This window comes from Paenibacillus selenitireducens, from assembly GCF_002021565.1.
Taxonomy (GTDB): domain Bacteria; phylum Bacillota; class Bacilli; order Paenibacillales; family Paenibacillaceae; genus Paenibacillus_K; species Paenibacillus_K selenitireducens.
Window position 1 is genome coordinate 495,531 of record NZ_MSZX01000002.1, and the last position, 13,080, is coordinate 508,610.

At 45.3% G+C, this 13,080-nt stretch carries 11 protein-coding genes; 10 read left to right on the plus strand and 1 reads right to left on the minus strand.

From position 1 onward, the window contains the following. Positions 1-9: 9 nt before the first annotated feature. From dtd to BVG16_RS06565, 5 genes are all read left to right on the plus strand, one after another. Positions 10-465, plus strand: coding sequence for a D-aminoacyl-tRNA deacylase (gene dtd, locus BVG16_RS06550; RefSeq protein WP_078497730.1), 456 nt, complete (start codon positions 10-12; stop codon positions 463-465). Between the two features lie 72 nt (positions 466-537). Further along, a complete protein-coding gene (locus tag BVG16_RS32720; protein WP_158081632.1) occupies positions 538-696 on the plus strand; it encodes a hypothetical protein in 159 nt (52 codons plus the stop codon). A 1,413-nt stretch (positions 697-2,109) separates the two neighbouring features. Then, the gene (gene hisS, locus BVG16_RS06555) at positions 2,110-3,354 is read left to right on the plus strand and encodes a histidine--tRNA ligase (RefSeq protein WP_078497731.1); all 1,245 of its coding nucleotides are present in this window, start codon (positions 2,110-2,112) and stop codon (positions 3,352-3,354) included. A 30-nt stretch (positions 3,355-3,384) separates the two neighbouring features. Continuing rightward, positions 3,385-5,178 carry an aspartate--tRNA ligase gene (gene aspS, locus BVG16_RS06560; protein ID WP_078497978.1) on the plus strand — a complete coding sequence of 598 codons (1,794 nt, stop codon included), beginning with the start codon at positions 3,385-3,387 and terminating at the stop codon, positions 5,176-5,178. 15 nt (positions 5,179-5,193) lie between these two features. Beyond that, on the plus strand, positions 5,194-5,949 hold the full coding sequence (locus tag BVG16_RS06565) for a tRNA threonylcarbamoyladenosine dehydratase (protein ID WP_078497732.1): 756 nt from the start codon (positions 5,194-5,196) through the stop codon (positions 5,947-5,949). Between the two features lie 137 nt (positions 5,950-6,086). Here the strand turns inward: BVG16_RS06565 and BVG16_RS06570 are convergent, their stop codons facing one another. After that, positions 6,087-6,281, minus strand: coding sequence for a hypothetical protein (locus tag BVG16_RS06570; RefSeq protein WP_078497733.1), 195 nt, complete (start codon positions 6,279-6,281; stop codon positions 6,087-6,089). A 226-nt stretch (positions 6,282-6,507) separates the two neighbouring features. On the opposite strand from BVG16_RS06570, the gene BVG16_RS06575 reads away from it, so the two are divergent. The 5 genes from BVG16_RS06575 to BVG16_RS06595 all read left to right on the plus strand — a co-directional run bounded on the left by BVG16_RS06575 (position 6,508) and on the right by BVG16_RS06595 (position 12,977). After that, a complete protein-coding gene (locus BVG16_RS06575; RefSeq protein WP_078497979.1) occupies positions 6,508-7,503 on the plus strand; it encodes a ketoacyl-ACP synthase III in 996 nt (331 codons plus the stop codon). 87 nt (positions 7,504-7,590) lie between these two features. Continuing rightward, on the plus strand, positions 7,591-9,096 hold the full coding sequence (locus BVG16_RS06580) for a spore germination protein (protein WP_078497734.1): 1,506 nt from the start codon (positions 7,591-7,593) through the stop codon (positions 9,094-9,096). 3 nt (positions 9,097-9,099) lie between these two features. Beyond that, a complete protein-coding gene (locus BVG16_RS06585) occupies positions 9,100-10,206 on the plus strand; it encodes a GerAB/ArcD/ProY family transporter (RefSeq protein WP_078497735.1) in 1,107 nt (368 codons plus the stop codon). Next, entirely contained in the window at positions 10,199-11,401 is a 1,203-nt protein-coding gene (locus BVG16_RS06590; protein ID WP_144027310.1) for a Ger(x)C family spore germination protein, read from the plus strand. Before BVG16_RS06585 ends, BVG16_RS06590 begins: the two co-directional genes overlap by 8 nt. A 262-nt stretch (positions 11,402-11,663) precedes the next feature. After that, positions 11,664-12,977, plus strand: coding sequence for a replication-associated recombination protein A (locus tag BVG16_RS06595; RefSeq protein WP_078497737.1), 1,314 nt, complete (start codon positions 11,664-11,666; stop codon positions 12,975-12,977). The last annotated feature ends 103 nt before the right edge of the window (positions 12,978-13,080 follow it).

Genomic DNA, 13,080 nt, shown 5'->3' on the forward strand with positions numbered 1-13,080 from the left:
CCCGTAACGATGAAAGTTGTTATACAGCGTTGTAAAGAGGCACAGGTTCGTGTCGATGGAGAAACCATTGGGCAGATTGAGCAAGGATTAATGCTCCTTGTCGGCATTACCCATGAAGATACAGAGCAGGATGTACGTTATGTGGCGGATAAAACAGCCGGGTTGCGTATTTTTGAAGATGACCAGGAGAAAATGAACTTTTCGGTACTGGATGTGGGTGGACAGATATTATCCGTCTCTCAATTTACGTTATATGGAGATTGCCGTAAAGGGAAACGGCCTAATTTCATGGCTGCGGCACGACCGGATCAGGCTGAGCGATTATATGAATTATTTAACGATCGCCTTCGAGAGCTTGGCTTAGTCGTGGAGACAGGGAAATTCGGGGCGATGATGGATGTGAGCTTGACGAATTGGGGCCCGGTTACGATTATTCTTGATTCTAAACAGGATAAAGGAGCGTAACTTAGCATGAATCCTGCCCTGATCGGTAAGACTAGGTATATACAACCTGGTGTTATCGGAAGGAGTAGAGTCATGCGAACGTCGAAGAAGGAAGCTAACATGCGAAGAGCAGATTACCGCATGTTGGGTTATGATCTGCATGAATCGATGCGAATGGGTGTCAGTCGGTCGGGGAATGAATTTGCAGCCGAGATGATGAGTCCTACGAAGCGGAATATGGATCGTGTGTAAGGTGAAGATTTTTTTCGGGTGGGAAATAGATACAGAGAGAGGCGACTATTCGTTCAAAATCGAACGAATAGCCGCCTCTTTCATTTGAAACCATTAAGAAATTGTGAAAACCTCTACCCACGCCTTTCGAAGATGAGCGACCGCGTTTAGATGTAGGTTTTATAGCCAATAAGAAAGTCGTTTTCGGATGCCGAAAACTTATACTTTCTGATGTGGTAAAAACATAAGTTGTATAGATCTTCGATCTATCGACCGATACGTTTTTTTACCCTTGATGCTATGTTTGATTTATGCAGGATAGGACGCCCGAATGAGCTTCGTTGCTTATCTATAAATTCTATTTGGCGAAAAAAACTCTAAACACGGTCACTTATCTTCGAATGAACCGAAGGTAGAGGTTTTCTCAACATTCTAGAATGTATAACTATTCGAGAGATTGCCGAAATCAAACTAGGGTGCAGGGAACGGAGCGAGAAATGAACGGACACAGGAGACCTTAATGATGCCAAAAGCACTCAAAATGCAGGGTGAACGGACACAGCAGCTCTTATCATGCTAAATATAAGCTATAAACTCATGATTCGAATGGAATAAGGGCATCTGAGTCCGAAAAACGTCTAATCTATGAGCATAGCAAACAATAAGGTCTCTCATGTCCGTTATACACAAAGAGCTTATATAATTTGTCAAGATTTCGTATCTACGACAGCTGAAACGCAAAACACCAACCCATCTCTCCGATCCACCGACGTATAGGTTCACACAATAAAGGACCGTCAGGTGATCCCCTGACGGGTTTTCTCATAACATATGTTTTTCAGTGCCCTCGGTTTTGTTCGTGTGGTTTTCTTTTGATATTGCCTGTTAAACATGCATGAATAAAGCGCTTTATTTTTTGTAATATGACTGTAATGTGAATTAAACACTCTGATAACAATATCGATCTATACTACATACATGACCCCCTTTTTAATATAACATTTGGACCTACAAATGAATTTTGTAGGTTTTTTTCTGCCCATTTACGCATCTTGATAACCAATTCTTGACTTTACTTCGTTAACTGGATACAATCATATAATAAGTTGAACAATCTGTGATTCGTTGAAGGGATAAAGTACTTCACCCCACATAGGCAGAGAGGGATCTCCAGGCTGCAAAGATCCTTATGATGGATGAACGAATAGACCTCCCCGAGAACAACCGATGAACACATGGGATGAAGATCGATAGGATCTCATTCAATGTTAAGTAATCGGCTTGCGTGTAACGGGCGTTAACCGTAAAGCGAGCTAAGACAGCTCGAAATGTGGGTGGTACCACGGGTGTATTGTGAACAACAATCTCTCGTCCCTGTTCTGATGATCAGACAGGAGCGAGGGATTTTATTTTTTTTACGGAGGTAATCAGGTCATGGCATTTCAAAAACCGACGGGCACACAGGATATTCTGCCGGGTGCAGTAGAGAACTGGCAGTTTGTTGAAGAAAAAGCGCGGGATTTAAGTCGTCGCTTTAACTACAAAGAAATTCGTACACCGATTTTTGAACAGACGGAATTGTTCGAGCGCGGTGTCGGGGAAACGACAGATATTGTCGAGAAAGAAATGTATACGTTCCGCGACAAGGGTGATCGCAGCATGACGCTTCGTCCGGAAGGGACAGCAGGTGTTGTTCGCTCTTATGTTGAGAACAAGCTCTATGGCGAACCCGATACATGCAAATTATATTATATCGGTCCGATGTTCCGGTATGAGCGTCCACAAGCAGGACGTCAGCGTCAATTCCATCAATTTGGTGTAGAAGCATTCGGTGCCGTGGATCCTAGCATTGATGCAGAGGTGATCGGCCTAGGCTATCAATTCTGCCGTGAGGTGGGCTTGCAGGATGTGAAGGTGGAGATTAACTCTGTTGGGAATCCGGCCGTCCGTGCGGCGTATCGCCAGACATTACTCGATTTCTTAAATCCAATGCGCGAAGAACTTTGTAAAGATTGCCAGTCACGGATAGATCGTAATCCGCTGCGTGTACTCGATTGCAAAGTGGATCAAGCGCGATTTGTGAACGCACCGTCTATTCTCGATAGCTTGGATGAGGAATGTGCTACGCATTTTGCCAAAGTGAAACAGCATTTGACAGCGATGGGCGTCGAATATACGATCAATCATCGTCTCGTACGCGGATTGGACTACTACACGCATACAGCGTTTGAGTATAAAGCACAAGGCATCGGCGCGATCGATACGATTGGCGGCGGTGGTCGTTACAACGGCTTGGTAGGCGAAATCGGCGGACCGGATCAACCGGGTGTCGGTCTAGGGATCGGTCTGGAACGTATCTCCTTAATTCTTGAAAAGCAAGGTATTGCTGTACCGCAGCCGAAGCCGCTTGACGTGTATTTGATTGCACTCGGCGAGAAGGCAGAAGATGAAGTAACGAAGCAATTGCATATTTTGCGTACGAACGGCATCATCGCGGAGAAAGACTACCAAGGACGTAAAATGAAAGCACAAATGAAATCTGCTGACCGCATGCAAGCACGTTACACGGGGATTATCGGTGATGACGAGCTGGAGCGGGGAGAGATTGCGTTAAAATCGATGGCTGATGGGGTACAACGGATGGTTCCATTGGAGCGCCTAGCTGAAGAACTTAAGTAATTACAATGATAAAGGGGTAGAACGAAAATGATGCTAAAAACACACAACTGTGGCACGTTAACCAAAGCAAACGTGGGCGAAACCGTTACCTTAAACGGTTGGGTCCAACGCCGTCGCGACCTTGGGGGCGTATTGTTTATTGATCTTCGCGACCGTAGCGGGATTGTTCAAATTGTCTTTAATCCGGATTTCTCAGGCGATGCCTTAAAAATCGGGGATCGTGCACGTAATGAATTTGTACTTGCTGTTTCGGGTAAAGTGGTAGAACGCGATGCGGAGACCATCAACACCAACCTGCCTACAGGCGAAGTTGAAGTGCAAATTACGGAAATCGAAATCTTGAATGCAGCGAAGAACCCGCCATTCTTCATCGAAGATGGCATTGAGATCGATGAGTCCCTTCGCTTGAAATATCGTTATCTTGACCTGCGTCGTCCAGAGATGCAAAAAACGTTATTGCTTCGTTCCAAAGCGGCTAAAATCTTCCGCGACTTCCTTGACGAGCAAGGCTTTATCGACGTTGAAACACCAATTCTAACGAAAAGCACGCCTGAAGGCGCACGTGACTATCTTGTACCAAGCCGTGTTCACCCGGGCGAATTTTTTGCATTACCGCAATCTCCACAAATTTTCAAACAATTATTAATGGTCGGCGGGATTGAGCGCTATTATCAAATCGCTCGTTGTTTCCGTGACGAGGATTTACGTGCAGACCGTCAGCCTGAATTTACGCAAGTCGACATCGAGACGTCCTTCTTGTCCCAAGATCAATTGCTTGGCATGATGGAACAGCTGATGGTTCGTTTGTTCCGTGAAACGATTGGCGTGGAGATTCCTACTCCGTTCCAACGTATTACGTATGCTGATGCAATGGGTAAATACGGTTCCGATAAACCGGACTTGCGTTTCGGTCTTGAATTGATCGAAATGAACGATATCGTAGCTAACTCTGGCGTAAAAGTATTCGCATCTGTTATTGAAAAAGGCGGAGAAGTGAAATGCTTGAACGCAAAAGGATGCGGTACTTGGAGCCGTAAAGAAATCGACGATCTTGGGCCATTCGCTGCGCGTTATGGTGCGAAAGGCTTAGCTTGGATCCAAGTGAAAGACGGCGAATTCAAAGGGCCAATCGTGAAGTTCTTCAATGAAGAGGAAATTGCAGCCATCAAAGAACGTACAGGCGCAGAAGAGGGCGACTTGCTCTTGTTCTCCGCAGACAACAAAAAAGTCGTGGCAGATGTGCTTGGGAACTTGCGTCTTAAAATCGGCCGTCAACTAGGTTTGATCAATGATAATGAATATAAATTTGCATGGGTCGTGGACTTCCCACTCCTTGGCTATGATGAAGAAGCTAAACGTTATGTTGCGGAACACCATCCGTTCACGCGTCCGAACGAAGACGACGTTCATTTCTTCGATACAGATCCAGGACAAATCCGTGCACAAGCTTATGATATCGTCTTGAACGGTTATGAAGTGGGCGGCGGTTCGATGCGGATCTACAAACGTGACGTGCAAGAGAAAATGTTCAATGCGCTTGGCTTCACACCAGAAGCAGCCAAAGAACAATTCGGTTTCTTGCTTGATGCATTCGAATACGGAACACCTCCACATGGCGGTATCGCGTTTGGCTTTGACCGTCTCGTGATGTTATTGACAGGACGTACGAACTTGCGCGAGACGATTGCATTCCCGAAAACAGCAAGTGCAACCGACTTATTGAGCGATGCTCCATCTCCTGTAGATCCTTCACAATTGGACCAATTGCATATTAAGTTGGCGAAAAAAGCAGCGGATGATAAAAATAAAGCTGTGATTGGTTAAGGAGGCAGATGACTCATGCTGCATCAGTTTTCAAGAACGGAACTAGCAATAGGTCCCGAAGGTTTACAGAAAATGAAGAATAGTACGATAGCTGTCCTCGGTATAGGTGGTGTAGGCTCTATCGCAGCCGAAGCCTTGGCTCGGACTGGTGTAGGCCGTATTATTCTGATTGATAAAGATGTCGTGGACATTACGAATATCAATCGTCAAATCCATGCGTTAACAACGACAATCGGACAGAAAAAGGCAGATCTCATGCGTGACCGGATTAAGTTAATTAATCCGGAATGTGATGTCATTGCATTGAATATGTTCTATACCGAGGAGACGTACGAGCAGTTATTCGCATATCCCCTCGACTATGTGGTCGATGCATCGGATACGATTATTTACAAGATTCACTTGATTAAGCAGTGCTTGGAGCGGGGCATCCCGATCATTTCCAGCATGGGGGCAGCGAACAAGATGGATCCAACGAAATTCCAGGTGGCTGACATCTCGAAGACTTCGATGGACCCGATTGCTCGTGTTATGCGCCAGAAGCTGCGTAAGGAAGGGATCAAGAAAGGTGTAAAGGTCGTCTTCTCTACAGAAGAGCCTGTAAAGCCGCGTGAAGACGTAACACAGCGTATTGTGCCGGAGAATGCGCCTGACATTCGGAAGGCGCAAATGCCGCCTGCGAGCAACGCATTCGTTCCGCCAACCGTTGGCTTAATTATGGTGAGCGTCGTTGTACGGGAACTGTTAGAGACATTAACCCAAGAAGCATAATCTATCCCCAAAGAACCTGTTCAGGGCAAAGCTCTGGTACAGGTTCTTTTTTTTTTTGCCCACATAAGAAAGTATAAGTTTCGGTATACGAAAGTGACTTTCTCATGAATCTGAAGTTGAGGATAAACTACATGAACTCATTGTAAGCGGTCATAAGCCCATGTGACGACACTTACGGATAACAGGAGGGCAGACAGGACGAAGATCGTATAGCCTATCTTTGTCCGTGTGACGGTATGTTTATCATAAAATTCTGGTTTACGACATAGGCCTATCCATAACTCGCCGACGAGATTAAGAACGATAACCGTGAAGCTTTTCATAAGTTTCATGATTAGTACCTCCGATAGGATAGATGGGATTTACATAATCAACCATATACATCTTAATTTGTATATTAGCATAACAAGCCACCCATTGACAGCATAATAAGGGTGTGCTATTTTATAATTAAATTTAGTACCTGATACTAATACCTTGTATTAATTTATTGGGTAATATTAGAAATGAAAATCATAGGAGGAATGTACGTTGAATACACAAATGGAGCAAAACAATATGCTGTCTGATAGAAATCGGGTTGCCGGAGCACGTATTACGGGCATTGGTAGTTATGTGCCAGAACAGATTCTTACGAATTATGATCTGGAGAAGATGGTGGATACGAATGACGAATGGATTGTCCAGCGTACGGGAATTCGCGAGCGTAGGGTTGTGGCGGAGGGGCAATATACGAGCGACATGTGTATCGAAGCCGTTCATAATATGCTTGCTCACTACCCAGTCATGCTTGAAGACGTGGATATGATCCTTGTCGCGACGAACACGCCGGATTTGCCGTTTCCGTCGGTTGCAAGCATCGTGCAGGCTCGTTTTGGCATTCCCGCCACAGGCACATTGGACTTAAATGCGACATGTGCAGGATTCTCCTATGCATTACATCTGGCAAATGGCATGATTAGCGCGGGACTTCATCAGAAAATTCTTGTATTCGGGGCCGATACGCTTACGAGAGTGACGGATTACACGGATCGCTCTACCTGCATTTTGTTCGGAGATGGAGCAGGCGTGGTCATGGTAGAGAAGGATCCGGAACAAGGGGCCTTCATCACGGCTACGCTTGGAACGGATGGCTTGGGAGGAACGCATGTATATCGCTCAGGTTCCAGAACAGAGCTTCATGGCGCGACACTAGCTGGTGACGGGAAGATCGTACAGAATGGGCGAGAAGTATACCGTTTTGCTGTCAGTACAGTTCCAAAAGGAATTCAGACACTCCTCGATCAGGCTGGTTGGGATGTGGAGCAAGTGGATTGGTTCATACCGCACAGTGCTAACCTTCGTATTATTGAATCGATATGCGAGAAAAGCGGAATTCCAATCGAGAAAGCCCTATACAGCTTAGAATACTACGGGAATACGTCAGCGGCATCGATTCCGCTTGCCATGCATTTAGGCGTTACTTCGGGGAAAGTACAACCTGGGGATCATATGCTGTTGTTTGGTTTCGGCGGCGGGTTAACCTATGCGGGGTTGTTATTGCGTTGGATGTAATTCACTCTCAGAAAGTTTTTCATATTTTAGGTTTTTTCAGGAAATAATAATCTCTGGATTCTTATTTCGTGAAGGCGGTGCAGATGGATGTCTAACCAACCGAATACGCCTGTACTGTCAACATCAGTGAAGGACAATATTAATAACTTTCGATGCGTCTTAGGGAGCCCAAACGATCTTCAGGTGAAGGAGATCACACTTGGAAATGCACACCCTTGCGGGGTTGTAGGTATTGAAGGACTCACGAATAAAGATATCATTCAGGATCAGGTTCTGCGAAGCCTAATGATTTCGCTCACAGATTCTAACAAGAATATTCCAGTATCGGGTGAGGAGCTGCTTTTATTCGTACAGTCCGAGGTTTTGCCCCTGCAAGCCATTGATGTCATTTCGGATTTCGATGAAGCTATTCGATGCATCCTGGCTGGAGATACAGCATTGTTCGTAGAGGGAGCGGACAAGGTGCTCATGCTAAGCACGAAAGGCTGGAAGAGCCGGGGGATTGAAGAACCGCAGACCGAAGGCCTGATCCGCGGTCCCCGAGATGGATTCACCGAGGATTTGGGTACGACAACTGCACTGGTTCGTAGAAAGGTGCAAGACCCGCATCTTCGATTTGATACTTATAAGATAGGTAACCGGATGAAGAAAGATGTGATCGTAGCCTACATTGATGACCTAGCGAACCCGAAGCTGGTTCAGGAAGTAAAGAGAAGGCTTGTCACCCTTCATAAGGATGATGTGGATGGGTCGGGTCTTATTGAGCAGTGGATATCAGATAACTATTTATCTCCATTTCCCCAAATTTTAAGTACGGAACGCCCAGACAAGGTTGCCGCCGCGCTTCTGCAAGGGAGGGTAGCCATCCTTGTAGACGGTACACCTTTTCAATTGATCATGCCGATTACTTTTGCGACGTCACTACACTCTCCCGAGGATAATTACCAGAATTGGATGATATCTAGCGTAATCCGTCTCTTGCGAATCGGAGCAGCCTTTATGGCTACCTTTCTACCAGCGATATATATAGCGTTAACGGAATTCCATCATGGCATGCTCCCTTCCATGCTTGCATTTTCCATTGCTGGTGCTAGAGAGGGAGTTCCGTTTCCCGCTGTGGTGGAGGCATTCATAATGGAGATAACACTGGAATTATTGCGCGAAGCGGGAATACGGCTGCCTAAACCAATAGGTCAGACGATAGGAATTGTCGGAGGACTCGTTATCGGAGAAGCGGCGGTATCCGCCGGGATCGTAAGTCCGATCATGGTTATTATCGTGGCGATTACTGCTATATCCTCCTTTGCTTTGCCATCGTATAGTACGGCGATTTCGTTGCGATTGCTTCGTTTTGGCATCATGATTGCTGCCGCGGTTTTTGGTTTATATGGCATTGTGCTTGCATTTATTACGATCATGATCCATATGGTGAATCTCAGAAGCTTTGGGCTTCCTTACTCTACGCCATTTGCTCCTACGTTCTTCAAGGATATTACAAATACTGCAATTCGTACGCCCGTATCGCATCTGGAGATGGAGCCTGAAATGCTAAAATCGGGAGATCACCAGCAGAATCATAACAGAAAGAGGTGAACCATGGGGATTTTCAACTATGCGGATGAAGAGATTGGCCAACGGGAAATAACCATGACGGTAGCCTCTATGATTATTGGGCTGGGCGTGCTAACCCTACCCCGGCTCGTCGCTAGTGAGACAATGTCCTCGGATGGTTGGATATCCATCCTTGTTGCCGGAGGAATTGCTCTGTTCTTTGGTTGGATCGTCTCGAAATTGTGTGGAAGGTTCAAACGGATGACGTTTTATGAATACACTTCGTTGATAGTCACCAAGCCGGTCGCCTATGTCCTGACTTTGCTGCAGGCCGTATACTTTTTAATGTTTTGTGCGTATGAGATGAGAGCTGTTGCAAGTATATCGAAGCAATATTTGTTCGACCGAACGCCCATCGAAGTCATTGCGCTCACGTTTCTCTTGGTTGTCATCGTTGCAGTTTCAGGCTCGCGGGTGGGTATTATTCGATTGTGCGTTTTATTTCTGCCGATCGTCCTGTTTTTTGTTATCGTCATGCTCGCCTTTAGTGTGGAATTATTTGAGTGGGAGAATTTGAAGCCCATGTTCATCACAGATGGCAAGCACATTTATAGCGGAGCAAGGCAAGTGATATATTCTATGCTGGGCTATGAGATCGTGATGTTTTATAGCATACTTATGCGCAAGCCAAAAGAATCAACGAAAGCCATCATCATCGGCATTTCGATTCCGATTCTTCTATATTTAATTATTTTCATAATTGCGATTGGCATATTTACACGCGAAGGAACGATTAACATCATGTATCCTGCGATTGAAATTGCAAAAGAGATCGAAATACCTGGCCAATTTTTTGAACGGTTTGAATCCGTACTTTTTATCATCTGGATTATGACGCTCTATAATACATCGAGTATTGTTATGGATGTGTCCGTTCACTGTCTAACCTCAGCAATAAAGAAATTGGATAAGAGAACATGTCTACTCATCCTTAGTCCGATTATTTTTCTGATTAGTATGTTTCCGAAGGATCAAGTGGAATATGTCTACTTGGGGACAATCATTAGCATCATGGGGATAGCATTTGCAGCAATTATTCCCACCAGCCTACTGATTGTGGCAGCAATCCGGGGAGTACAATCAAGTGATTAGGAGGGTGGTCGTCAGTCTGGTGATGGGTTGGACCTTGTTTTGTACAACGGGGTGTTGGGATCGAGTTGAAATTGATGAACGAGGATTTGTGGTGGGGGTCGGGATTGACATTCCTGATGAACAAGAACAAGGTGCTGCAGAAGAAGGTAATGGATTCGCGGAGCGAGACTATCTGGTTACTTATCAATTGGTTGTACCTTCCCGTCTCAAAAGAGCGGGCAGCAGCGGGAGCTCTGACCAAAGTTATTTCAATATAACGCTTCGAGGCGATACACTCTCATCACTTACGGCCAAGCTATCGTCAAAGACGAGCCGTTCTCCGTTCTTTGAGCATCTTCAGGTCGTCATCGTGTCAGACCAAGTGGCAAGGAGAGAAGGTGCCTTTTCGGATATTATGGATTACTTCGTTCGAGAGAAAGAGATGCGCAGATCACTTAGTGTGATGGTGTCCAATGGAAAGGCGAAGGATATCCTTAATATCAAACCTCCGAACGAGGAAATGCCGACGAAATTCATCCATTCAGCAGCGCAAAACACACAGGAAAGTTCCAGAATGCTTGAGGTATCACGACTTGGCAAGGTACATGCATCCCTGCTAAAAAGAGATAGCTTCTTGATTCAGCTTATATCCATTACCAAAGAACATAACATTTTTATTAATGGAAGTGCCTTATTTGATGGTCGGTCAAATCGATTCATTGGTTTTCTTGATGGTGAAGATACGGCGGGAACGAATTATATCCGTGATCTCGTCAAGGGCGGCGTAATTAATGCAAAACTGAACGGTCAATTAGTAGCCTATGGTATAGAGCGCGTTAAACGCAAGATGCATGCCCAAATCACCGGTGAGAAGCAGGTTACCTTCTATATTGATATCCATACGATGGGGACGCTAGAACAGATTTATAAACAGATGGATATCACGAAGAAGAAGATCATCCTTACTTTAGAAGATCGGATAGACCAAGACATTGCACGGATAACGAACCATGTGGTTAAGATTTTGCAACAGGATTACGGAAGAGATGTTCTGGAGTTAGGGGCATATTTGTCTCAGGAGCATTATGCGCAATGGGAAAAGATCAAAGATAACTGGGAGGAAGGAGAGAATCTATTCTCGAAATCCAAAATCATCATCAAGGTCAACAGCATTGTTAAACGAACGGGTAATGTCATAGAATCGGAAAAGGATTGATGTTAGCTTGTGGAATTGGTTGAACGAACGTTATCCGCCCGGAATGATTATTTTTTGTGCGATTCTGTCGTTTGTCGTCCCATGGTGCTTCTATCGAATCACGGATTGGCTGCATGCAAAGGGCGACCCTACATGGAAAAAATCAAAGTAACCTTGAAGAACCTCACCCATTCGATTGGGTGAGGTTTTGTGGTATGATATAAGAACAAGTGTTAGCCTTGTAGGATGATATAATGAAGAAGTAGAAGGCTGGGATTAGAGCATGGATTTATTTTCATATCAAGAAGAAGCACAACCACGCCTGCGGTTGCTCGCAGATCGCATGCGTCCGCAGACGCTGGATGAATATATTGGACAGGAACATATCGTTGGAGCTGGCAAATTGCTGCGACGAGCCATTGAGGCGGACCAAGTGAGCTCCATTCTTCTGTACGGACCTCCAGGGTGCGGGAAGACGACATTAGCTCATATTATTTCGCAACAGACCAAGGGCACCTTCGTCCGTCTGAATGCCGTGGATGCTTCGGTAAAGGATGTTCGCGATGTCATTGAACAAGCGAAGCAGAATAAGGTGATGTATGGAACCAAGACGACGTTATTTTTAGATGAAGTGCATCGCTTTAATAGCTCCCGACAAGATGCGTTGCTCCCGGCCGTGGAGCAGGGCATTATTGTATTTATCGGTGCAACGACGGAGAATCCGTTCCATTACGTGAATGGTGCCTTACTAAGCCGTTCAACGCTGTTCCAGCTGCAGTCGCTTACGCAAGAACATTCCATGTTAGCTATGCGTAGAGCACTAGCGGATCACGACCGAGGGCTTGGGTTTATGCGTTTAGGTGTCAATGAAGATGCGCTTCAGCATATTGCAAGTATGGCTAATGGTGATATTCGGCGCGCCTTGAACGCCCTAGAGCTCGCTGCCCTGACAACACCACCCGATGCAGAAGGGGATATTCGTGTCACGGTAGAGGTGGCGGAAGAGTCCATACGTCGGCCTACCGTGCGAGCGGATGAATCGACGCAATATGATGTTCTATCCGCATTTCATAAGAGTATTCGCGGTTCAAGCGATGCCGCGTTGTTCTGGTTTCTCTATGCCGTCGAGAAGCTTGGTATGGACCCGATGACCTTTATTCGTCGACTAACCGTTGCATGCAGTGAAGATATTGGCCTAGCGAACCCGCAAGCGATGGTACAAGCAGTTAGCGCACTGGACGCCTATCACAAAATTGGTTGGCCAGAGTCTCAATACATTATTGCCCAGGCAATTTTGTTCGCTGTGGAGAGTCCGAAGTCCAATGCTGTTGCGCTGGCTATCTCGAAAGTGATGCAATCTTTTGAAGAGATTAAATCAGCAGAGGTGCCGTTGCATTTAAGAGATACGCATTATAAAGGGGCTGTGAAGCTGGGCCATGAAGGATATAAGTATCCGCATAATTACCCAGGCCATTATGTAGAACAAGATTATTTGCCGTCGAATATCCGAAATCGTATTTTCTATGAAGCTACGGAGCAAGGCAATGAAATCAAGATCAAACATAATCAAATGCTGCGTAGAAAGCCGAAATCATAGGCATTTACAAGATATCCAGCTTTTTATTTCTCTTCGAATTATTTCCTATGATTTGACGGACAAACCTATCAATCGTTATAATTAAATATTAATATAGGATTTC